18 protein-coding genes are annotated in these 22,126 nt (G+C 63.2%); 5 read left to right on the top strand and 13 right to left on the bottom strand.

Translation table 11 applies throughout. The features are described from left to right. The 6 genes from ABNU97_RS09600 to pilM form a co-directional block, all read right to left on the bottom strand. A partial coding sequence (locus ABNU97_RS09600; protein WP_348766513.1) for an Ig-like domain-containing protein occupies window positions 1–1,632 on the bottom strand: 1,632 nt, incomplete at its 3' end. 61 nt (window positions 1,633–1,693) lie between these two features. Further along, a complete protein-coding gene (locus ABNU97_RS09605) occupies window positions 1,694–3,781 on the bottom strand; it encodes a type IV pilus secretin PilQ (protein WP_348766514.1) in 2,088 nt (695 codons plus the stop codon). Between the two features lie 14 nt (window positions 3,782–3,795). Then, a complete protein-coding gene (locus ABNU97_RS09610) occupies window positions 3,796–4,308 on the bottom strand; it encodes a pilus assembly protein PilP (protein WP_348766515.1) in 513 nt (170 codons plus the stop codon). Then, entirely contained in the window at window positions 4,305–4,946 is a 642-nt protein-coding gene (locus ABNU97_RS09615) for a type 4a pilus biogenesis protein PilO (RefSeq protein ID WP_348766516.1), read from the bottom strand. Before ABNU97_RS09615 ends, ABNU97_RS09610 begins: the two co-directional genes overlap by 4 nt. Next, a complete protein-coding gene (locus ABNU97_RS09620; protein ID WP_348766517.1) occupies window positions 4,943–5,557 on the bottom strand; it encodes a PilN domain-containing protein in 615 nt (204 codons plus the stop codon). The genes ABNU97_RS09615 and ABNU97_RS09620 overlap by 4 nt, the downstream gene beginning before the upstream one ends. Beyond that, window positions 5,554–6,633 carry a type IV pilus assembly protein PilM gene (gene pilM, locus ABNU97_RS09625; protein WP_348766518.1) on the bottom strand — a complete coding sequence of 360 codons (1,080 nt, stop codon included), beginning with the start codon at window positions 6,631–6,633 and terminating at the stop codon, window positions 5,554–5,556. The genes ABNU97_RS09620 and pilM overlap by 4 nt, the downstream gene beginning before the upstream one ends. Window positions 6,634–6,920: 287 nt before the next feature. On the opposite strand from pilM, the gene ABNU97_RS09630 reads away from it, so the two are divergent. The 3 genes from ABNU97_RS09630 to ABNU97_RS09640 all read left to right on the top strand — a co-directional run bounded on the left by ABNU97_RS09630 (window position 6,921) and on the right by ABNU97_RS09640 (window position 10,857). Further along, window positions 6,921–9,299, top strand: a complete 2,379-nt coding sequence (locus ABNU97_RS09630) for a penicillin-binding protein 1A (protein ID WP_348766519.1) — start codon at window positions 6,921–6,923, stop codon at window positions 9,297–9,299. 128 nt (window positions 9,300–9,427) lie between these two features. Continuing rightward, window positions 9,428–10,063, top strand: coding sequence for a hypothetical protein (locus ABNU97_RS09635; RefSeq protein ID WP_348766520.1), 636 nt, complete (start codon window positions 9,428–9,430; stop codon window positions 10,061–10,063). A 317-nt stretch (window positions 10,064–10,380) separates the two neighbouring features. Further along, window positions 10,381–10,857, top strand: coding sequence for a universal stress protein (locus tag ABNU97_RS09640; RefSeq protein ID WP_348766521.1), 477 nt, complete (start codon window positions 10,381–10,383; stop codon window positions 10,855–10,857). Between the two features lie 20 nt (window positions 10,858–10,877). Here the strand turns inward: ABNU97_RS09640 and cysQ are convergent, their stop codons facing one another. Continuing rightward, window positions 10,878–11,687 carry a 3'(2'),5'-bisphosphate nucleotidase CysQ gene (gene cysQ / locus ABNU97_RS09645; protein WP_348766522.1) on the bottom strand — a complete coding sequence of 270 codons (810 nt, stop codon included), beginning with the start codon at window positions 11,685–11,687 and terminating at the stop codon, window positions 10,878–10,880. 73 nt (window positions 11,688–11,760) lie between these two features. Then, complete coding sequence (locus ABNU97_RS09650; protein WP_348766523.1) at window positions 11,761–13,074, bottom strand: DEAD/DEAH box helicase; 1,314 nt, start codon at window positions 13,072–13,074, stop codon at window positions 11,761–11,763. A 333-nt stretch (window positions 13,075–13,407) separates the two neighbouring features. Here ABNU97_RS09650 and trxA point away from each other — a divergent pair, with 333 nt between their 5' ends. Together trxA and rho are read left to right on the top strand one after the other, a co-directional pair. Beyond that, window positions 13,408–13,734 carry a thioredoxin TrxA gene (gene trxA, locus ABNU97_RS09655; protein ID WP_348766524.1) on the top strand — a complete coding sequence of 109 codons (327 nt, stop codon included), beginning with the start codon at window positions 13,408–13,410 and terminating at the stop codon, window positions 13,732–13,734. A 374-nt stretch (window positions 13,735–14,108) separates the two neighbouring features. Then, window positions 14,109–15,365: a transcription termination factor Rho gene (gene rho / locus ABNU97_RS09660; protein WP_293627539.1), complete on the top strand. Its 1,257-nt coding sequence runs from the start codon at window positions 14,109–14,111 to the stop codon at window positions 15,363–15,365. A 389-nt stretch (window positions 15,366–15,754) separates the two neighbouring features. On the opposite strand, the gene ABNU97_RS09665 is transcribed toward rho, so the two are convergent. The 5 genes from ABNU97_RS09665 to ABNU97_RS09685 all read right to left on the bottom strand — a co-directional run bounded on the left by ABNU97_RS09665 (window position 15,755) and on the right by ABNU97_RS09685 (window position 21,961). Then, a complete protein-coding gene (locus ABNU97_RS09665) occupies window positions 15,755–16,354 on the bottom strand; it encodes an ABC-type transport auxiliary lipoprotein family protein (protein ID WP_348766525.1) in 600 nt (199 codons plus the stop codon). Beyond that, on the bottom strand, window positions 16,351–17,997 hold the full coding sequence (gene pqiB, locus ABNU97_RS09670) for an intermembrane transport protein PqiB (protein ID WP_348766526.1): 1,647 nt from the start codon (window positions 17,995–17,997) through the stop codon (window positions 16,351–16,353). Before pqiB ends, ABNU97_RS09665 begins: the two co-directional genes overlap by 4 nt. Continuing rightward, the gene (locus tag ABNU97_RS09675) at window positions 17,994–19,253 is read right to left on the bottom strand and encodes a paraquat-inducible protein A (RefSeq protein WP_348766527.1); all 1,260 of its coding nucleotides are present in this window, start codon (window positions 19,251–19,253) and stop codon (window positions 17,994–17,996) included. Before ABNU97_RS09675 ends, pqiB begins: the two co-directional genes overlap by 4 nt. A gap of 107 nt (window positions 19,254–19,360) precedes the next feature. Next, complete coding sequence (locus ABNU97_RS09680; RefSeq protein WP_348766528.1) at window positions 19,361–20,653, bottom strand: citrate synthase; 1,293 nt, start codon at window positions 20,651–20,653, stop codon at window positions 19,361–19,363. A gap of 36 nt (window positions 20,654–20,689) precedes the next feature. Continuing rightward, window positions 20,690–21,961 (bottom strand): malic enzyme-like NAD(P)-binding protein, encoded by a 1,272-nt coding sequence (locus ABNU97_RS09685; protein WP_348766529.1) that lies wholly within the window; start codon window positions 21,959–21,961, stop codon window positions 20,690–20,692. Window positions 21,962–22,126 lie beyond the last annotated feature (165 nt).

Below are 22,126 nucleotides of genomic sequence, written 5' to 3' on the forward strand. Positions count from 1 at the left end.
TTCGTTCAAATTGTCTGCCGGCTCGAGCTCGAAGGTCGCAATAAATGGCCCTCGTGCCGAGGTGCTGCGAACAGTATAACTCGAAGGGCCGACGATCGATCCGGCCGATGTCGTCGCCTGGATTTGCGTTTCGGCCGGTGGCACCCGGCCGTCGGGGCCGCCCACAGAAACACTTACCAGCACATTGCCACTATCCAGGCTGATTGACGCAGGGTTGAACTGGATGACTTGGTTACTGTTGCTGAAGACGATGACGACCTGGTCCCGAACATTGATCGATTCGGTGGCGCACTCGAGTTCGTCCGAAGCGCTGGCGCCCGGCTGGCATCGCAGCCCGGTAAATCTGCCGTCGCCAAGGTCGTAGCTGCCGTTGTTGTTGAAGTCTATCGACGGCTCGTTGCTATCGCGTACGCCGTTTTCGTTATAGTCCACAAAGGCTTCCGGCAGATCGTCGTCGATGTCGAATTCGCCTTCGTCGAAACGGCCGTTGGATGGCGAGGTGTCGGAGAATGACTCTTCACCAATGGCGGTAGCGAGGACAGTGACGCGGCCGTCTGCTGGCCTGGGGCTCTGCGATCTGAGGGTAACGCTGCAAGAGCCACCCTGCGTAACGCAGCTGCCGGGGATCGAGCCACCTTCTGTTCTAAAGTTGATCGCGGTACCGTCCGGAACCGGGTTATTGAAACGGTCTGCCGCGCGAATCGTGATCTCGCTTGTTACACCGTCGAATTCCTGTGCTTCGATGTTCAGCTTCGTCGCGCTTAGGGAAAAGCTATCGTTGTCCGGTAGCCCCGTCGTCACGGCCAGTTCGCTGGATTGAGCGCTTTGCTGCTGGCCTGATGTGCTCGTGGTCGACGCGGTTACGCGTACAGACGTTGCAACCGTGCCTGAAGTAACGGTCGTGGTTGCAACCCCTTCGCTATTGGTACTCGTCGAGCTGTTGCTTAAACGAAGTCCGCCCACGCTCGTATTCAGCGAAAAGCTGACGGTCTGGTTTGGCAAAGGTGAACCGGTGCTGTTCGTGACCCTGAATGTGACCGTCGACTGCTCCGGCAGTGCGCCCGTGCCGCGCAAGCCAATCAAAGCTTGAGAGACGGAATCGAACTCAATTGCGCCAAATTCTGCGGCTTCCGCTTGAATATCAGCAGTGGCCGTCAATGTCGTGTTGTCGACACTCGTTCGTGCCGTGACCGTGTCAGTGCCAACACAGCCGAGGGCCGTATAAGTCGCTGTCGCGATGCCCCCTTGGGTGCTGGCAACGGCCGGCGCGATATCGGCCTGGCCCGTCGAGGTGCAGGGCGAGGAGAAAAAAACCTGTGTGGATTCACTCAGGCTGTTGCCATCGGTGCTACGCAGACGAACGGTCAGCGTAGTGCTCTGGCCGGCCTGTAGCGTTGAGTCAGCCACACCGATACGACCCGGCTGGAACTGACCCGAGCCGTCGATCGAGCCGATTTGTGGGTTGGAGTTGGGCGTGCCGGGATCATTGGTGCCGCCACCGCTTCCCGAGCCGCCGCCCGACGAACCGCCGCCGTTGTCGTCGTCGCCGCCGGACGTGGAGCCGCCGCAGGCGGCGAGCGTAGCCGCGAGCGCCGTGACGGCGAGCAGCTGGTAAATGGTTTTCCCCGACATGTATTCCCCCTAGAAATATTGAAATCGTAACCGCGATCGGCTCATTCGGCCCGCAGTGCGGCTAGTTGCCGAGCGATAGCTGGTCCTTGAGTATCTTGGGTGTGACGAACAGCAGCAGTTCGCGCTTGTCGCGCTGGCTTTGCGTGCGACGGAACAGGCCGCCGACCAGCGGAATCTCGCTCAGGATCGGAATCCGATCGGCCTGGTTGCGGTTCTCTTGTTCGTAGATGCCGCCGAGCACCACCGTATCGCCGTTATCGACCAGCACCTGGGTGGTCAGGCTGCGGGTGTTGATCGACGGCACGCTGCCGCCGCCCTGCACGGCGATCGTGTCGCCCTGGGTATCCTGAGTGACGTAGAGATCCATGATCACGCGCTCGTCGGGCGTGATCTGCGGGGTGACGGTCAGCCCGAGCACGGCTTCCTTGAACTGGACCGTGGCCGCGCCGCTGGAGGCCGCTTCGAGGTAGGGGATTTCCACGCCCTGCTCGATCTTGGCTTCCTTGGCATTGGCGGTGATCACACGCGGCGCGGAGATGATTTCGCCGCGATTTTCCGATTCCAGCGCCGACAGGGCGAGATCCAGGTTGAAGGTGTCGCCAACAATGCTGGTGGTGATCGTGCCGGCCGGGTTGGTGACGGGCAGGTTGATGGTATAGCCGTTGTCGACCAGATAGTTGCCGCCGCTGGATGATTCGAAGGCGGCGTTGTCGGTGGCCGAGGACGACACGCCCAGGTTACGCGAGAACTCCCGGTTGGCGACCACGATGCGCGATTCGATCAGCACCTGGCGGACCGGGATATCCAGGCGGTTGATGACGTTGCGTATCTCGTTGAGCTTGTCGCGTGTTTCGTTGATGAGCAGGCTGTTGGTGCGCTCGTCCACGGTGACCTGGCCGCGGTCGGAGAGCAGCGACAGTTCGCCGGTGGTGCTGCGCAGCAGGGCGGCGAGTTCGCCGGCCCGGGCGTAGTTGATCTGGATGATTTCCGAGCGCAGCGGCGCGAGGTTGGTCGTGGCCTGCTGGGCGGCGAGTTCGGCCTGTTCGCGGGCAGCGATCTCGGCCAGCGGCGCTACCGTGATCACGTTGTTTTCACGGCGCATGCCCAGGCCCTTGGCCTGCAGGATGATATCCAGCGCCTGATCCCAGGGCACATCCTCGAGCCGTAGCGCGATATTGCCGCTCACGCTGTCGGAGACGACCATGTTCACGTCGGCCACGTCGGCCACGATCTGCAGCACGGCGCGCACGTCGATGTTCTGAAACGACAGGGAGATACGCTGGCCGGTGTATTGGGGCTCCTGCGCTTCGCTTTCGGCCTTGTCGCTCGCGGTGATCGGCTGGAGCTCAATGAAGAACCGGTCGCCGGTCTGGTAGGCCACCTGTTCGAAATCCGCGCCCGATACCGGCGTGATCACGATCCGGGTGTCGCCGTCGCGTTGCATGGCATCGATGGTTTTAACCGGGGTGGCGAAGTCCAGCACGTCCAGGCGGCGCTCGAGGGCGGCCGGCAGCTGTACGCCGGGCATGGTCGCGATGACCTGGCCGCCGCGTTCGCTCACGTCCACCGCGCCGTTGACCCCGTCCAGCGCGATTTCGACGCGTCCGGCACCGTCCTCGCCGCGGCGAAAATCGATATCGCGTACCCGCGGCCCGCGTACCGAGGCAGGTGCAGGTTGATAGCTGCTGTTGGCCGCGGGTTGCGCCGCCGCCGGCGCCGTCTGGGGGGCAACGTCGCCGCCGACGCCGATCACGATGGCATTGCCGTTGCGGTTGACGGTGTAGTCGGTCATTGAGGTCAGTTCGATGACCACGCGGGTGCGGTTGTCGCCTTCGGCCATCGCGACGGCCTCTACCGCGCCCTGGTCGATGCGCTGATAGCGTTGATCGACACTGAGTTCGGTGTCCGGCAGATCGATGGAAAGACGGGCCGGCTCATTGACGGTGAATACCGAAGGAATAGGCGCGCTTGTCGCCATCGTCAGACGGATGCTGACCTGACTGCCCCCGGTGGAAGCGGCATCGACGGCCGTGAGCGTGTTCGTTGCCGCCTGTGCTGTCGTGGCCCCGGCACACAGCAGGGCAAGGACCAGCCACTGCCGGGATACCCGACGCGTGAGCGAGGAAATGCGTGCAATCGGTCTGCTCATAGTCTGGTTCTCTTTCACCGCGAGGGGGCGATCGTGGCCGGGCGACGGATATAGCCGCCGAGACCGTCAGGTACGATTTCGGTTAGAAGGACGCCGTTTTCGGAAATGCCGTCGATTTCGCCGTAGTTCTGGCCGAGATGGGCGCCATGGGTCACGCGATACACCACGCCATCGGGCGCCTGTATGAGCGCGTAGGTCACGCCCGCGCTGGAAATGGTGCCGACCAGACGCAGCGCATCGAGCGGGAATGCTTCCAGCGCTTCGCGCGGGCGATCCACGTCGGGCGCGAGATCGTTGTTGCGATCGAAGTCGCGGCGCGGTGCGGTGGGCGTGAACGGCGTACGTCGCCCGCGGGGTTCGTAGCTGTACGGCGTATAGGGCGCGATTTCCGGTATCGGTTCGATCGGCGGGGCCGGGCGTTGCTTGACCTCGGCCACGAAATCCCGAAGGTCGCGATCGTCGCCGCCACAGCCTGCGAGCACCAGACACAGCCCGGCGATCGCACCCACTCGCTTGTATGCCCTCATTGTGACTGGCTCCCGGCGGGCTGGGTGGTATCGCCGGCATCCTCAAGATAGCGATAGGTATTCACGGTCATGCTCATGCGCAGATCGCCGCTGTCATCGCGTTCTTCGATCGGCTTGATCTCGACGTTTTCGATGGTGACGATGCGCGACAGCGCGGCCACCCCCGACACGAAGCGTCCGAGTTCGTGATAGGTGCCGGTCACGATCAGGTCGTTCGGCAGAATCGCGTAGAAGTCCTGCGGTACCTCGGCACGCGGCTTGAACAGTTCCTCTTCCAGACCGCTGGCAATTCGCGTCTGCGAAATGTCGTTGAGCAGGCTGGGTACTTCGGTCTTGCTGGGCAGCTGCTGGAGCAGGGCGCCGAACTGCAGCTCCATGGCCTCCAGCTGGGTGCGGTAGGCATCGAGATTGGCGACCAGGCGCTGCTTGGCTTCGAAGGTCTGCTTGAGCTCAGGCTCGCGGGCCGACACGCGTTCAAGCGTTTCCTGTTTGGGCAGTACGAAATACCAGGTGCCGATACCGATAATGACCGCGCAGACCAGCGCGATCGCGAAGCCGTAGGCCCAGGTTGGCCAGCTGCCGATATTGTTCTGATCGAGGCTGCGCAGCTCTTCGACGTATTCACTGAGACTCTTCATGAGCGCGGCGCCACTGGGTTGGTGGTATCGGCCTGGACGTCGTCGTTCGGATTCTTCTGGGGACTATCGCCCCGGACATTCAGGGTGAAGTCGGCATAGCGCTGCGGGCCATTCTCGCTGGACTTGATCACGATCAGGCGCGGGTCGGTGAACCAGTCGGAGGCGTCGAAGTTGACCATGTAGTCGGACACGCGCGCGTTCGATTCGGCGACCCCATCGAGGTTGGTGACGTTGCCTTTCTGGGCGAGGGCGGTGAGATAGACGCCGTTGGGAATGGTGTCGACCAGTTCGTCGAAATAATGAACGATGCCGGAGCGTGACTGCTGCAGCTGTTCGATGATGCGCATGCGCGTGATAAGGCTTTCACGCGTCTTCTGCAGCGCGCGAATCTCCACGATCTGGCGGTCGGCGATGGCGATCTGTTCTTCGAGATAGCGGTTGCGCGATTGCTGGATATCGGTGAGATGATCGTAGTAGAGCGTCGGCAGCACGATCACGAGCATCAGGCTCGCCAGTGCGGCCAGGGCCAGCGCACCGAGGAACTGCTTGCGCCGACGTTCGCGCGCGGCGGCGCGCCAGTCCAGAAGATTGATTCGAATCAAAGCGCTCATCGGATCGACCTCAACGCCAGACCGGTGGTCACCATCAACGATGCAGCTTCGTGATCGACGTGGTTACGTCGGGCTCGGCTGCTGGCGAGCATGCCGGCCAACGGGTTGCCGAGGGCGACCGGCCGGGACATATGCCGTGCCACCGCGCTTTCCAGGCCGGGGTAGAGGGTTGCCCCGCCTACGAGCACCACCTGGCCGACCGCCTCGTCGCGCGAGCTGGCGGAAATGTAGAACTGCAGCGCGCGTTCGATCTGGCCGGCCAGGCGTTCGGCGAAGTCCGATACGTCGCCGGCAATCGCGGCGCCGTCGAGTTCGCCGGTGCGCAGACGTGCGCGCAGCTGGTCGGTGTCCTTGAGTTCGTAGTGCTCGATCAGGCGCGTGGCCAGGCTATGGCCGCCGAACGACAGCTCGCGCGAATACACGTGGCGGCCCCGATGCTGAACGCTCAGCCGCGTCTGATGCGCGCCGACGTCGAATACGGCAACGCTGGCATCATGCGCCAGGGCGGGCGTCTGCTCGATGAGAAGGGTCGAGGCGTTCTGGAGCGCGTATTCCTCGACGTCCACGATCTTGACCTTGACCCCGGCCATGTCGAGCGCGCCGATACGGGTTTCGATGTTCTCGCGACGACAGGCAACCAGCAGAACCCGGTTGACGTCCGGGTTGGTCGGGTCGCGTTCGAGCACCTGAAAGTCCAGGTTCACTTCATCGATGGCGTGCGGGATGTACTGCTCGGCGTCAAAGCCGATCTGCTGTTCCATGTCCTCGTCGGACAGGTCGGCCGGCATGTCGATGATCTTGCTGATCACGGTCGGCCCGGATACCGCGATCGCGGCGTCGCGCGTGCGGGTGCCGGCGCGCTCGAGCACGCGGGTCATGGTGGCGGCCAGCGCCTCGGGGTCGACGACCTGGTCGTCGGCCACCACGTCGGCGGGCAGGGCCTCGCTGGCATAGCTGAGTACGCGATAGGCGCCGGGCTTGCCGTCGAGTTCGAGCACCTTCACCCGCGTGGAACTGATGTCCACGCCCAGAAAAGGCCGCGTTCTCGGCTTGAAGATTTGCTCGAATCGCCCCATCCGACTCCCCCTGATCGGCCCACGCAACGGTTTCAGGCCTGCGGAACACCCCCGTGTCCGCTACCCCTCGGCCCGGTGTTGGCCGCGGCGCGAAATGCCGGGTCTAACTATACTCATGGCGGCCCGCTTGGCAATCCATGATTGCAGGTTTAAGCGTTTGAATCCGCGTGTCTAACGGTTATCGGCAGCTTATCGCGATTCCGCAACGTCTCCGGCAAAAAAAGATTGGGGCCGGTATCATGACCCCAGTTTTTCCCGACCCGCGGCCCGCGAGCCGCGCATTCTCGATGAAAGCGATGCCGCGCGCCGCCCGTATTATTGTATTTCTGTTTGCCGGTTTGCTGTCGGCCGCGACCCTCGCGGTGCTGGTGGTGGCGGGCGTCTACCTGTATTTCGGCCCGCAGCTGCCCAGCGCGGGTGATATCGGCGACCCCGAGCTTAATGAACCACTGCGCGTCTATACCGCGGATCGCAAGCTGATCGGCGAGTTCGGCCTGGAGCGGCGGCTGCCGCGCACCTACGACGAAATTCCGCCGGCGCTGGTCAAGGCCTTCGTCGCCGCCGAGGACGACCGCTTTTTCCAGCATCCCGGCGTGGACTATCAGGGTATCGCGCGTGCGGCCTATGTGCTGGCCACCACCGGGCGCAAGACCCAGGGCGGCAGCACCATCACCATGCAGCTGGCGCGCAATCTCTATCTCACCAACGACCGAACCTATGTGCGCAAGATCAAGGAAATCATCCTTGCGCTGCGCTTGGAGTCGAAGCTCACCAAGGAACAGATCCTCGAGATCTACCTGAACAAAATCTACCTGGGCAACCGAGCCTATGGCGTGGGCGCGGCCGCCGAGGTGTATTACCACAAGCCGCTCAACGAGCTCAGCATCGCGCAGATGGCGATGATCGCCGGCCTGCCCAAGGCGCCTTCGCGCTACAACCCGATGGCCAACCCCGAGCGTGCGATACAGCGGCGCAACTATGTGCTGTCGCGGCTGCATGCGCTGGGTGAAATCGACGACGAAACCTACAACAGTGCTCGCGAGGCGCCGGTCACGGCCACCGCGCGCGTTACCGACGACCGCTATGAAGCGGACTACGTGGCCGAAATGGTGCGTCAGGACATGGTGGCGCGCTTTGGTGACAAGGCCTATACCTCTGGCTTCGATGTCACCACCACGCTCGATGCCGAACGCCAGCGCGCTGCCAACAACGCGCTGCGCAAGGCATTGCTGGCCTACGACAGCCGCCATGCATGGCACGGCCCCGAAGATACGCTCGATAGCGCCACGCTCGATGACGCCAAGGCGCTGACGGCCGCGCTGGAGGAAATGCGGGTCGCCGGCGGCCTCGTGCCTGCAGTGGTGACGGACGTGGCCCGTCGCAGCGCCACGCTGATGACCGAACGCTACGGCGAGGTCACCCTGAACGCCCAGCAGATGCCCTGGCTGGGCAGCAACGACCCGGCCAGCAAGCTTGTCTCGCGCGGGGATGTGGTGCGGCTGGCCTATACCGGCAGCAAGGAGGAAGACAAGGCCTGGACGTTGGCCGAGATCCCGAAGGTACAGGGCGCCATGGTCGCGCTCGATCCTCATACCGGCGGTATTGAAGCGCTTGCCGGCGGCTTCGACTTCTCGCTGTCGAAGTACAACCGCGCGGTACAGGCCCAGCGTCAGCCCGGCTCCTCGTTCAAGCCGTTTCTGTACTCGGCGGCGCTGGCACACGGGTTCACGACGGCTTCTCTGATCAACGACGCGCCGGTGGTTTACGACAGCCCGGATCTAAGCGATGCCTGGCGTCCGCAGAACTACAGCGGGCGCATCTACGGGCCCACGCGCATGCGTGAGGGCCTGGTGCATTCGCGCAACCTGGTTTCGATCCGGCTGTTGCGCAGCATCGGCATCGATGCCGCGGTCGAGCATATCGCCAAATTCGGGCTGCCCAAGGACCAGATCCCGCGCAATCTGTCGATGGCTTTGGGCAGCGCATCGTTCTCCCCGTTGCAGATGGCACAGGCCTATGCCGTGTTCGCCAACGACGGTTTTCAGGTCAAGCCCTATTACATTGCCAAGATCGAGGACGGGCGCGGCGAAGTCGAGTTCGAGGCCGAGCCGAAGGTGGCCTGTGCCAGCACGAGCAACTGCCCGGCGTTGGAAAACACCGGCAGCCAGCGTGATGCGTCGCGCCTGGCCGAGCGCGTGGTCGATGCCAGCAATGCCTGGCTGGTGGGCGACATGATGCGCGACGTGGTCAAGCGCGGCACCGGCCAGCGCGCGATGACGCTCGGGCGCAATGATCTATCCGGCAAGACCGGCACCACCAACGACCAGATCGATGCCTGGTTCGTCGGCTTCAACGCCGACCTGGTAGGCATAAGCTGGGTTGGCTTCGACAAGCTCACGCCCATGGGGCATAGCGAAACGGGTGGCCAGGCGGCGCTGCCGATGTGGATCGACTTCATGCGCGTCGCCCTCAAGGGCACGCCGGAAGCCATTCCGCCGCGTCCGTCCGATCTGGTGGCGGTCACTATCGACCCCGAATCGGGCCAGCGCGCGCTCGATGGTGAGGGCGTGACCGAGTATTTCCGGTCCGACAACGTGCCGTCGGTGGAAGAGGCACGCCGCTCGGGCAAGAATGCCCCGTCCAACGAGGTCGAGCAGCTTTTCTAGTCGTCGGAGCGCCGGACACGGCGCGGGTCGGTACTCTGGTCGTGCCGCCCGCAGACTGCCCGGCGCGCTGTCGTGTGTGGGTTTATTCAGCTGGGTGAGTCGCAGGGACCGCCCCGGAGAACAGCGCCATGGCGAGCGCACGCAAACAGGCCGCCCAGCGCCAGCATATGGCCCAACTGGCGGCCCGGCTCATGGCCGAGCAGGGCATTCGCGATTTTCGTATTGCCAAGCAGAAAGCCGCGCAGCATCTGGGTATCGACGTGCGCAACAGCATTCTGCCCAAGAATAGCGAGATCGAAGCGGCGCTCGCCGAACACCAGCGCCTGTTTGCCGGCGATGAGCAGCCGGCCCAGCTGCGCGCCATGCGCGAAGCCGCACTGAAGGCGATGGCGCTGTTTGCCGACTTCAAGCCGCGTCTGGTCGGCGACGTGCTTTCCGGTCTGGCAGATGGCCACTCCGATATTCAGCTGCACGTATTCGCCGAACACTCGGAAAGCTTCGACTTTTTCCTGCAGGCGCAGGGTATTCCCTTCGAAATCGTCGAGCGGCGTTACAAGGTCGCCCGCGATGCGCATCGGTTCTATCCTGCGTTTCGTTTCGTTGCCGGCGAGCACCGCTTCGAGGCGACGCTGTTCGCAGCGACCGACATTCGCGAAGCGCCACGTAGCCTGGTCGATGGTCAGCCCATGCCGCGCGCGAGCCTGGCACAGGTCGAGCGGCTCATCGCCGACGAAGAGCTGGAAGCCCGCCTCGCCGGCCTTTGATCGCTCGGCTGTTGAATACACCGGCCCGGGCGCGCCGGCTGGGCGTCGTGGGATGCGGTCGTAGCGCAGTGGGAAGGGGCAACCGCACGCACGCAGCAAGCGTGCCGCGATCCGAATAAGGCGGGTATGGCACGCTCGCAAACCCGTTATGTCAGCAGGGCCTGTATGACTGGCGCATCGGCGCGGGGTCGGTTGTAGAATAGGCTTGTGGCGCGATCGGTGCCCGATTGCCGTTGACACGGGGCGCCGGTAGGCCCTTCATTGGGCCGAGCGGCGTGGCGCCGCGGGTCAAATCTGCTGCCCGAATGGGGGTGTTTATGGAAAACTTCGAAAAGGTTCTGCTGGCGTACGACGGTAGTGAAAACGGTCGTATCGCGCTACGACGCACGCTGCCGCTGTTGGGGGCCGGTGAGGTGGAAGTTCATCTTCTTGCGGTGGTGCCGTTGACCGGCGCGGTCGCCGCGGCCGAGGGCTTCTATACCGAGAGCATGTACGAAGCCGAGCGCGAACGTATCGAAAACATCCTCGATGAAGGCGTGACTCTGCTCAAGAGTCGCGGCGTGGATGCCGAGGGCCATTTGCGAGCGGGCGAGCCGGCCCACCAGATCGCCAAGCTCGCCGAGGATCTGGCCGTGAATCTTGTGGTCGTCGGCCATCAGCGCCGCGGCGTACTTGCGCGCTGGTGGCAGGGCTCGGTCGGCGCATCGCTGCTCGATCGCTTGACCTGCAGCCTGCTGGTCGTACAGGCGCCCGGCGAGGACGAACAGGGCGTCGCCGACGCCCCTGCGCCCTGACCATCGGCGGATCGAGCGCGCTAGGCGGCCGACTCCGGCACATAGGCGCGCCAGTCGTGCGTGACGTCGCCGAAGGCGAGGAAATGCGTGTTCAGCACGCTTTCGGTGACGTTGTAGCGTAGCGGCTCGCCGTCCAGATCGGTGACCTGGCCTCCTGCGCAGGCGAGCACCGCATGCCCGGCCGCGGTATCCCATTCGCTGGTCGGGCCCAGGCGGGGGTAGAAATCGGCGCCGCCGTCGGCGATCACGCAGAATTTGAGCGATGAGCCCATGGTGACGGGTTCGTAGTCGGGCAGCCGGTCGAGCAGGGCATCGATGTCGGGCGTTCGGTGCGAGCGCGACACCAGCACGCGCGGCTTGTCGCGCTCTGCTAGCACCGTGGCGATCGGTTCGGCCGCGGTCTGGCCCTGCTGCCGGAAGGCACCGAGCGGCCGAGCCGCGAACCACAGCGTATCCAGCACCGGCGCATACACCGCGCCCAGTACCGGTTCGTGATCGACGATCAGCGCGATATTGATCGTGAACTGGTCGTTCTTGTTCACGAATTCCTTGGTACCGTCGAGCGGGTCGATGAGCCAGTAGGTCGACCAGGTGCTGCGGGTGGCAAAATCGATATCCGCGCCTTCTTCGGAGAGCTGGGGGATATCCGGCGTGAGCGCTTCCAGCGCCTGCTTGATACTGCGATGCGCGGCCAGATCGGCCTGGGTCAGCGGGCTGTCGTCGTCCTTGGTTTCGACTTCGAAGTGGCTGTTATAGATCGGCAACGTCTTCTGGCCGGCGGCGATCGCTATATCGCAGACGTGGTCGAGCAGTTCGCGGTTGATTTGCATGAGCGTCGGTTGGGTCGGGCGTTGCGCGCATCATACCGTTTCGATGCGCGCAGACCGTTGTTGCCGAGGCGGGCTATCGCCCGGAGCGCGGCTTGCCGCGACCGCCGCCCCCGCCGTTGCGCCGGCCGCCGCCGCGAGGTTTGCGCTTGCGGCGTGCCGGCACGGTCACGTCGTCGGCGAAATCATCGCCGTGCGGCATTTCGGCGTCGATCTTGTGCTCGATATAGGCTTCGATGTCCGGCAGGGAATAGACGTATTCCTCGCAGGCGAACGAAATCGCGTCGCCGGTATTGCCGGCACGCGCGGTACGCCCGATACGATGCACGTAGTCCTGGGCGTCCTGGGGCAGATCGTAGTTGATCACGTGGGTGACGTCGGGAATATGCAGCCCGCGTGCGGCCACGTCGGTGGCGACCATGATCGGCAGCTGGCCGGTCTTGAAGTCTTCGAGCAGGCGCAGGCGCTTGTTCTGGGCCACGTCGCCGGACAGGGTGGCAGCCGTGAAGCCGTTGGCGTTGAGGCCGTCCTCGATGAACTCGGCGGTACGCTTGGTATTGATGAAGATCAGCGTGCGCCCGTTCTCGATACGCCGCAGGGTGCCTACCAGCAGGGCGAGCTTGTCGTCCTTGGATACATGATAGAGCTTCTGCGTGATCGCGCCGATGTTGACCGTTTCGGTATCGGTACGCACCAGCGTGGGGCTGTTCATGTGCTCGTAGGCCAGTTCCAGCACGCGGTGGCTGAGCGTTGCCGAAAACAACAGGTTCTGACGATTTTCCGGCGCCGGCATCTTGCGGAACATGTAGCGGATATCGTCGATGAAGCCCAGATCGAACATGCGGTCGGCTTCGTCGAGTACGGCCACTTCGATGGCCTTGAGCGTATAGACCTTCTGCTTGTAGTAGTCGATCAGCCGCCCCGGCGTGCCGATGAGGATGTCCACGCCGTCGATAATGGCCTGGCGTTGTTCCTCGTAGCCGGTGCCGCCGTAACAGACCACACATCTAAGGCCGGTCCCCGACGCTAGGGGCAGGGCATCCTTATAGATCTGGTCCGCGAGTTCCCGCGTCGGCGCCAGTATGAGAGCGCGCGGCTGGCTCGCGCCCTTGGGCGCCTCGTCGCTGGGCTCGGGGTCGTCCTTGAGCAGCCGGTGCATGGTCGCCAGAAGAAAGGCCGCGGTCTTGCCGGTGCCGGTATGGGCCTGGCCGGCGATATCCTCGCCCTTGAGCGCGAGCGGCAGGGTTTCAGCCTGAATCGGCGTGGCATGGGAAAAACCACGCTTGATAAGGCCGGAAAGAATGGTGTCGTGAAGACCCAGCGCGTCGAGACGGGTATCGGTGAGTAGCTTTTGCTGGGCGGCGTCGCTGGCGGATGCGGTTTCGGTCATATTGGCCCTTGGAAAAGGTGAAAGATCGCGTCGATGGCGGCCGGTTCACACAGGGGTTGAAAAACGCGCCGAGATAGGCTCCAATAGCCCGAACGTTGCGAATACGGATATTCGCTGCACTGCCCGAGTCAGGTCGACTCGCATTCCGGCACTGTTTTTTTGCAGCCCGCACTATAACAGCTTGTGGTCTCCACGGTTGTCGGGCCGCGACCTTTCGCGCAGCTTGCAAACATCTTTTCGCGCCCTTAACTACCGGCTCAGCGGCGCCGTGTCGGCCAGTGTCGATGCGCGTGAACCTTCATTTGTCCCGCTTGTATTCTTTCGAGGACGCTCATGAGTGAAAATATCGTTAAAGTCAGCGATGACAGCTTCGAACAGGACGTGCTGTCTGCCTCCGGCCCGGTGCTGGTCGATTACTGGGCCGAATGGTGCGGCCCCTGCAAGATGATCGCCCCGGTCCTCGACGAAATCGCTGACGAATACGACGGCCGATTGACCGTCGCCAAGCTCAATATCGACGACAACCCCAATACGCCGCCCAAGTACGGCATTCGGGGCATTCCGACGCTGATGCTGTTCAAGGACGGCGAAGTGGCGGCCACCAAGGTCGGGTCGGTTTCCAAGACCCAGCTGACCGAATTCGTCGATCAACATATTTGATCCGCTCCAGACCGCCGGCGTATCTGCCGGCGGTCTTCGTTTGACTTGCAAGAAGTCGAACGCCTTCCCACTGCGAATAGGTGCCTGTCTGGCGCTGGTTTCGCTGCAACTCATAGATAGCCGTGTCTGAAGAAACAGTCGACGAACGCCAGTCCAAGGATTCCAACAGCAGCAACAATGGCAACGGCGGGAATAACAACCGCCGCGGCCGGCGCCGCAAGAATCCGAATGGGCCGAACAAGCCGCGCAACAGCGGCGGCAACAACCGTGGCAAGGGCGGCGGCCCGAACAAGGGCGGCAACAATCCGCCCAACGAGGACATCGACGAGGCCGAGTTCGAGGCCTATGCGGGTGTCGCCGGCGACGGGCCGATTCTGCACCTGAGTGAGCTCAAGCAGAAGACCGCTGCCGAGCTCATGGATATGGCGCAGGAGATGGAGCTCGAGAACATCTCGCGCATGCGCAAGCAGGATCTGATCTTCGCCATGCTCAAGGGGCATGCGAAATCCGGCGAGCGCATCTACGGCGACGGTGTGCTTGAAATTCTCTCGGACGGCTTCGGGTTTTTGCGCTCGAACGAATCGTCCTACATGGCCGGGCCGGACGATATTTACGTCTCGCCCAGTCAGATCCGGCGCTTTTCGCTGCGTACCGGCGACAACATCTCCGGGCGTATTCGTCCGCCGAAGGAATCGGAGCGCTATTTCGCCCTGCTCAAGGTCGACGAGATCAACGGCGATCCGCCGGAGAAGTCGAAGGGCAAGGTACTGTTCGAAAACCTCACGCCCCTGTTCCCGACCGAGCGTATGGTCATGGAGCTGGGCAACGGCTCCACCGAAGACATCACCGCACGTACGATCGATCTGGTGGCGCCGTTCGGCAAGGGCCAGCGTGGCCTGATCGTGTCGCCGCCCAAGGCCGGCAAGACGATGATGATGCAGAACATCGCCCAGTCGATCGCGCATAACTATCCCGAGTGTCATCTGATCGTGCTGCTCATCGACGAGCGGCCCGAAGAAGTCACCGAGATGGAGCGCAGCGTGCGCGGTGAAGTGGTGTCGTCGACCTTCGACGAGCCGGCGTCGCGCCATGTGCAGGTCGCCGACATGGTGATCGAGAAGGCCAAGCGTCTGGTCGAGCACAAGAAGGACGTGGTCATCCTGCTCGACTCGCTGACCCGTCTGGCCCGTGCCTACAACACCACGGCGCCGTCCTCGGGCAAGGTGCTCACCGGTGGCGTCGACGCCAATGCGCTGCAGAAACCCAAGCGCTTCTTCGGCGCGGCCCGTAACGTGGAAGAGGGCGGCAGCCTGACCATTCTGGCCACCGCGCTTATCGAAACCGGTTCGAAGATGGACGAGGTCATCTACGAAGAGTTCAAGGGTACCGGCAACATGGAGGTCCATATGGATCGCCGCATTGCCGAAAAGCGCATCTACCCGGCCATCCACGTCAATCGCTCCGGCACGCGCCGCGAGGAAAAGCTGGTGCCCCAGGACGAGCTCCAGCGCATGTGGGTGCTGCGCAAGCTCCTGCACGGCATGGACGACCTGGCGGCCATGGAACTGCTCATCGATCGCATGAAGCAGACCAAGACCAATGCCCAGTTCTTCGAATCGATGAAGCGTTAGGGCTGAATTCGAGAGCGGTATACAGAAGCGGGCCCTCGTGGCCCGCTTTTTTATGGGCGGACGTCAGGGCCTGGTAACGCGAACGCCACTCGTGGCGTTGCCTTCCTGAAATTTGCCCGGCAAGGCGCCAGCCGAGACGTTGGGCAAGGCAAATGAACGACGCGCAACGCGGCATGATGGATTTGTCGCACGCACCCCGTCGGCAGGCGAGCCCAGTGCGTCATCATTCAAGGCGCGCAATCCGGTATTGCAGCGCACTCATGTCGCAAAGCGCCACCCCGCTCAGCGCGCATTGTCTTGCACAAAAATGTGCGGCGGCGCCGCGATTTCGATGGCGTTGAAAACAGTTGACGCAGTCAGTTGTTTTGCTGCCGGGCTTGTAACACGCCCTAGCGTTGCCGAGCGGCCGTGGCGCTGCTGATTGCAGGGACGATAGCCTGGGCTGTGGCCTGCCAACCCGAGGAAAGGCTTTCGACCAGCGCCTCGTAGCCGTCATTCGCAAGCGCCACTTCGCGCGCGAAACGCTGGTGTGCCACGGTATGCCCGTCTGGATCTTCGAGCTGCCATTCGCCCGCGATATGGGCATGGCCGTCGTAATGGCCCATGAACTGATCGACGCGGGTGTGCAGGGTATAGCGATCGGCGGTGCCGGCGTTTCCACCGCGTACGATCTGAACATCAGCAAGCGCGCCGGCGAGCGTCGCAGCCAGGGATTCGCGCAGCTGTTCGCCCAGCGGCGCGGCCCAGCGGTTGTGGTTGGCGATGACCACCCGGTGCGGGTCGGTTTGATAGACGATGCCGCGTTCGTCGAGCAACGGCGCGATCTCGACCGGCGCGACCAGCAGCTGCGTACGCGCCGCGGCTGCGGCCGGCATGGGTTGGCGGGCCGTCCCCGGATCGAGCACGAACAGCGACGGCGATGAAGCACTGCCGGCGCAGCCGGTCATCAGCGCAGCCAGGGCGAGGTAGAACAGGGTACGTGTTGTCATCGGGCGGCCTTCGGGATCGGATCGCCGTCTTCGGGGCGGCCGAAGATGAGCGCGTTGGGGCGGTCATGCAGGGTGCGCGCCAGCGGCGCGACGTCGTCGAGTACGCGATTTAGGCGGTCCAGCGAGCGGCTGAATTCGCCGTAGGCCGGCGCTCCCTGTTGAAAGCCGTCGAGCGTGTCCTGCAGCTCGGCGAGTGTCGCCCGCAGCGTGCCCGGTAGTTCTCGGGTGTCCTGGGCTTCGAGCAGCTGATTGATATTGCGGGTGGCGCGGTGCAGCTCGTCGAGCGTGGCGTTCGAGGTTTCCAGCGTATGCTTGAGGTCGTTGGCGATCGGGCGCACGTCGATGGCGTTGAGCTTGTCCATGAGGTCCGACAGCTGGCTCTGAATGCTGGTGATGCTACTCGGCACGCTGGGGAAGACCTCGTATTCGCCGAGGGTCATCGGCTTGTAGTCGTCGGCGTTGCTCTCAAACTGCAGGTTGATGAAGGTCGCGCCGGTCAGCAGGTTGCCCGACTTGATAGTGGCGCGAAGTCCGTTGGCGAAGAAGCGCTTGTTGTTGGCGCGCCACTCGGCGTCGCTCCAGTCGGCCCAGCTGTTGGCCGGACGCTGCGGCTCGATGGAGATCAGCACCGGGATCTTGAAATCGGACAGGCGTTGCAGGTTGAAGTCGTCGCGAAAGAACGGCACCTGTTCGACCGTACCGATACGCAGGCCGCGATATTCGACCGGCGCACCGGGCGACAGGCCGCGCACCGAGTCGTCGAGCAAGATCACGTAGCGAATTTTTTCATCAAAGCGATCCTGATTGGCCGCGCTGCGGGTGGCATAAAGCTTGAACGCCTGACCGGCGGTGGCCGGCTTGCCCGGCTCGACACCATCGGCCCGCCCGAAGGTGACCCCGCCCGCGAGGATGCTCTGCAGCGAGCCGGTATGCACGTCCACGCCGTCCGAGCCGAGATGAAAATCGATGCCCGAACGCAGCCAGAACTGTGTGGTTTGGGTGATCAGCTGGGCATAGGGCTCGCGCACGAACACCCGGTATTGCATGTGCTCGTCCTCGACGACGAACTTGCTGTCCTCGATCTGGCCGACCGTCTGGCCCTGATAGATGATGGGATCACCGACCGCCAGCGAATTGTCGCCGTCGCTGGTCAGTTGCACCGCGATACCCGGCTCGCTGGACGAGGTGGCCGGCGGCGTGTCCTGAACCTTGAACTCGCGCCGGTGCTTGTCGGCGTTGCCCGGTTCGAGCTGGATATAGGCGCCCGACAGGATCGTGCCCAGACCGCTGATGCCCTGACGCCCGACACGGGGCTTGACCACCCAGAAACGGCTGTCGGAGACCAGCAGTTCGGAGGTGTCCGGGTTCATCTGCACGGTTGCCACCGCGCCTTCGTAATCGTCGGCCAGCCGCACCGATTCCAGGTGGCCGACCTCGACACTGCGTACCTTGACCAGCGTCTTGCCGGCCTCCAGACCGTCGGCGGTATCCAGCGCGAGCGTGATTTCCGGGCCCCGTGACATGACGTTTTGATAGATCAGCCACAGGCCGATCAACGCCGCGCCGAGTGGAATGAACCATACCGGCGAAATGCGCCGGCGCCGCGGGCCATGGGTGACGGCAGTGTTCGGATCTTGGGTCATGGGCTGTCTCGTTCGAAAGTCGCGCCCCAAAGCCGGCGGGTATCAAAGGTGTGCGCGGCCACCATGGTAATGATCACGACGGCGGCAAAACAAAGCGCGGCCGGGCCGGGTTCGATGGCCATCAGTGCGCCGGCGCGCACCAGCGCCACAAGCACCGCGACCACGAAGACGTCGATCATCGACCAGCGCCCGATCTTCTCGGTGATCCGGTACAGGCGCATCTGGGATCGCGAGTCGTCGTGCCAGCCGTGGGTGGCGGCCAGGCACAGCCAGGCAAGGGCTGCGATCTTGCTGATCGGCACCACCACGCTGGCCACGAAGATGACCGCGGCAATGGGCCACGAGCCGGTATGGGCCAGATGCAGGACGCCGCCAATGATCGTCTGCGGATCGGTCGACCCCAGGCTGGTGGTCGACATGATCGGATAGATATTGGCGGGAATATACAGGATGACCGCGGTGACCAGCAGCGCCCAGGTCAGTTGAATACGATCCAATGCGTTGCTGACCGGGCGCCGGTTGCAGCGCGGGCAGCGCCCATGTCGATGTGGTTGGTAGGCCATGCCGCAACCGCGACAGGCCACGGCGTCCTGGCTCGCGCCGGTACGGGCCGTTTCCAGGTGGGTATCGGTTACCGGCATGGGGGCGAGATTCTGCCAGAGAGAAACCCAGTCGATGAGCGTGAAGGTGCGCAACAGCAGCAGGGCATAAATGCAGAAGGCGACGAACGAGGTGCCGATAGCGACATCGGCCAGGGTGACGATCTTGATCAGGCTCACGAGCACGCCGACGATGAATACGTCGGCCATCATCCACGGCTCCAGCGGGCGCAGAGTGCGCGCAAGCGCTAGGGACATGGCGCCCGACCGGCGGCGTGCAGCCTGGACGAGCAGGCAAACCAGCGCCAGCAGATACGCCGCCGGCAGGCCGGCGGTGGTCATGAACAACAGCACGCCCAGGCTCGGATAGTCGTGGCCCGACATCGCCCGCGCCGCATCGAAGAAGCTCATGCTGTGGGCGACGCCGCGGGTGGAAAAACTCAGAAAGTCGAAGGCAAACACCAGCCCGAGCATCACCAGCGTCGCCAGCGCCCAGGCAAGCGGGCGTTGGTGATCGGGCTGCGCCGGCGGGGCGACATGATGGCCACAGCGCGGGCACTGAGCGGCTTCGCCGGCGGCACGCGGCGGTACACGCATGACCCAGTCGCATTCACCGCATACGGCGACGGCTTCGCCGATGACCTGTTCGTTGCTCATGTCGTCAACCATAGCCTGCAGGCGCGGCGGCAGATGCAGCAGCAAAAAAAAGCGGGCCGCAGCCCGCTTTCATCGCATGCCAGCGATCGCCTTAGCGACCGTTACGCTCAGCGGTTGTCGATATCGACGTAGTCACGCAGTTCGTAACCGGTATAGACCTGGCGCGGCCGCGCGATGCGCATCCCCGGGTCGGCCATCATTTCCGACCAGTGCGCGGCCCAGCCGACGGTACGCGCGATGGCGAACATCGGGGTGAACATGTTGATCGGAATGCCCAGCGCCTGATAGATGATGCCGGAGTAGAAGTCGACGTTCGGATACAGCTTGCGCTCGACGAAGTATTCGTCCTCCAGGGCGATGCGTTCCAGCTCCAGCGCCAGCTCGAAGAGCTTGTTGTTCTGCATGCCGTAGTGCTCGAGGATCTCGTGGCAGTAGCCGCGAATGATCTTCGCACGGGGGTCGAAGTTCTTGTAGACGCGATGGCCGAAGCCCATCAGGCGGAACGGATCGTTCTTGTCCTTGGCCTTTTCCAGGTACTTCGGCACCTGGGACACGTCGCCGATCTGGGCGAGCATGTTCAGCACGGCTTCGTTGGCGCCGCCATGCGCGGGCCCCCACAGGGCCGCGATGCCCGAGGAAATCGCGGCATAGGGGTTGGCGCCGGTGGAGCCGGCCATGCGCACGGTCGAGGTGGAGGCGTTCTGCTCGTGGTCGGCGTGCAGGATGAACAGCACGTCCAGGGCCTTGGCGGCGACCGGATCCACTTCGTATTCCTCGGCCGGCACGGCAAAGCACATGCGCAGGAAGTTGGCAGCGTAATCGAGATGGTTCTTCGGCCCGATCTTGGGCTGGCCGATGGAGTGCTTGTAGGCAGCCGCGGCGATCGTGGGCATCTTGGCGATCATGCGATGGGCAAAGATCGCACGATGCTCGGGATCCCGAATATCGGTGGTGTCGTGATAGAAGGCCGACAGCGAACCGACGATGCCGGTCAGGATGGCCATCGGATGCGCGTCGTAGTGGAAGCCGTCGTAGAACTTCACCAGCGACTCGTTGAGCATCGTGTGATGCGTGATCGAGTGGCGGAAGTCTTCCATCTGCGTGGGGTTGGGCAGTTCGCCGTTAAGCAGCAGGTAGCAGACTTCGAGGTAGCTCGACTTCTCGGCCAGTTCCTGTACGGAATAGCCGCGATACATGAGGATGCCGTTCTCACCATCGATGAAGGTGATATCGGACTTGCAGCTGCAGGTCGCCGTGAACGCGGGATCGTAGGTGAATACGCCCTGCTTGGTGTTCAGGCCACGCACGTCCACGCCGGGGGTGCCGAGCGTGCCTTCGACGAGCGGCAGCTCGGTGCTGCTGTCGTCCTGCGGATTGCTGATCTTGAAGGGTTGACTCATCTACGATCTCCCGGGTGTTGTCCGTCTCAAGTCTTTTCAGCCCTGGTCGGGCTCGACGACCGGCTGCGGATAATGCGAAGGGTATTCTGTCCGCGCAACGCCGGTGGCGATGGCGGCCTGTGCCACGGCGGGCGGTATGAAATCGATCAGGCGCGGATCGAAGGGGCTCGGAATGATGTAGTCCGGCCCGAACGACATCGCGTCCTGGCTGTGCGCCTCGAGTACGCTGTTGGGCACCGGCTGACGGGCGAGTTCGCCCATGGCCCGGGCCGCAGCCACGCACATTGTCATGTTTATGCGGCGGGCGCGCACGTCCAGCGCGCCGCGAAAGATATAGGGAAAACCCAGAACGTTGTTGACCTGGTTCGGGTAGTCGCTGCGGCCGGTCGCCATGATCAGGTCGTCGCGCACGCTCTTGGCTTCTTCCGGCGTGATCTCGGGCGTCGGGTTCGACAGCGCGAATACCACCGGCTTGGCCGGCATCATGCAGATCTGTTCGGCCGACACCGTACCCGGGCCGGACAGGCCGATGAATACGTCGGCCTGCTTCATGGCGTCGTCGACGCTGCGCAGGTCGGTCTTGGTGGCGAACTGGGCTTTTTGCTCGGACAGGTCGTCGCGATCGGAATGAATCACACCCTTGCGATCGCACATGAACACGTTTTCGAGCTGTGCGCCCATTTCCAGCAGCAGGTTCATCGAGGCCACGCCGGCCGCGCCTGCGCCCATACATACGATTTTCGCATCGCCAAGACGCTTGCCCTGAAGCTCAAGCGCGTTGATCAGCCCGGCCGCGACGATGATCGCGGTGCCGTGCTGGTCGTCGTGAAAGACCGGAATATCCAGACGCTCGATGAGCGTGTTCTCTATCTCGAAACAGTGCGGCGCCGCGATGTCTTCCAGATTGATGCCACCGAACGTTGGCGCGATGCGCACCACCGTGTCGATGAAATCCTTGGGATTATCGGCATCGACTTCGATATCGAAGACGTTGACGTCGGCAAACTTCTTGAACAGAACCGCCTTGCCTTCCATTACCGGCTTGCTGGCCAGCGCGCCGGTATTGCCCAGCCCCAGCACCGCGGTGCCGTTGGAAATCACCGCGACCAGATTGCCTTTCGAGGTGTAGCGAAACGCCGCTTCCGGGTCGTCACGTATCTCTTTTACCGGTTCGGCCACGCCGGGCGTATACGCCAGCGACAGCTCTTCGTAGGTGGTGAAAGGCTTGGTGACCGATATCGCAAGTTTCCCGGGCTTGGGCTTTGCGTGGTAGTCCAGAGCTTCCTGTTTGCGCGAGTAATCGGCCATGCAGCTTGGCTTTGCGTTGAAGCGTAAGGAGCCCGCCGGTGCGCTATCCGGCGCACCCGGGCATTGATCGACGAATTCGCGAGTATACCGGCGCGTTGGCCCTGCGACCAGCGATAGCCCGGCTTTACCTCGGCAAGTCGCTGTCACAACGCCGTTTTTTTATCG

The sequence above is a fragment of the uncultured Salinisphaera sp. genome (assembly GCF_964012375.1).
In the GTDB taxonomy this organism is placed as follows: Bacteria; Pseudomonadota; Gammaproteobacteria; order Nevskiales; family Salinisphaeraceae; genus Salinisphaera.

Coding starts and splice junctions, on each gene's coding strand:
- trxA (WP_348766524.1), top strand. CDS start 13,408: ATGAGTGAAAATATCGTTAAAGTCAGCGATGACAGCTTCGAACAGGAC.
- ABNU97_RS09610 (WP_348766515.1), bottom strand. CDS start 4,308: ATGAGGGCATACAAGCGAGTGGGTGCGATCGCCGGGCTGTGTCTGGTG.
- ABNU97_RS09680 (WP_348766528.1), bottom strand. CDS start 20,653: ATGAGTCAACCCTTCAAGATCAGCAATCCGCAGGACGACAGCAGCACC.
- cysQ (WP_348766522.1), bottom strand. CDS start 11,687: ATGCAAATCAACCGCGAACTGCTCGACCACGTCTGCGATATAGCGATC.
- ABNU97_RS09650 (WP_348766523.1), bottom strand. CDS start 13,074: ATGACCGAAACCGCATCCGCCAGCGACGCCGCCCAGCAAAAGCTACTC.
- ABNU97_RS09640 (WP_348766521.1), top strand. CDS start 10,381: ATGGAAAACTTCGAAAAGGTTCTGCTGGCGTACGACGGTAGTGAAAAC.
- ABNU97_RS09620 (WP_348766517.1), bottom strand. CDS start 5,557: ATGAGCGCTTTGATTCGAATCAATCTTCTGGACTGGCGCGCCGCCGCG.
- ABNU97_RS09665 (WP_348766525.1), bottom strand. CDS start 16,354: ATGACAACACGTACCCTGTTCTACCTCGCCCTGGCTGCGCTGATGACC.
- pqiB (WP_348766526.1), bottom strand. CDS start 17,997: ATGACCCAAGATCCGAACACTGCCGTCACCCATGGCCCGCGGCGCCGG.
- ABNU97_RS09605 (WP_348766514.1), bottom strand. CDS start 3,781: ATGAGCAGACCGATTGCACGCATTTCCTCGCTCACGCGTCGGGTATCC.
- pilM (WP_348766518.1), bottom strand. CDS start 6,633: ATGGGGCGATTCGAGCAAATCTTCAAGCCGAGAACGCGGCCTTTTCTG.
- ABNU97_RS09685 (WP_348766529.1), bottom strand. CDS start 21,961: ATGGCCGATTACTCGCGCAAACAGGAAGCTCTGGACTACCACGCAAAG.
- ABNU97_RS09675 (WP_348766527.1), bottom strand. CDS start 19,253: ATGAGCAACGAACAGGTCATCGGCGAAGCCGTCGCCGTATGCGGTGAA.
- ABNU97_RS09635 (WP_348766520.1), top strand. CDS start 9,428: ATGGCGAGCGCACGCAAACAGGCCGCCCAGCGCCAGCATATGGCCCAA.
- ABNU97_RS09615 (WP_348766516.1), bottom strand. CDS start 4,946: ATGAAGAGTCTCAGTGAATACGTCGAAGAGCTGCGCAGCCTCGATCAG.
- ABNU97_RS09630 (WP_348766519.1), top strand. CDS start 6,921: ATGAAAGCGATGCCGCGCGCCGCCCGTATTATTGTATTTCTGTTTGCC.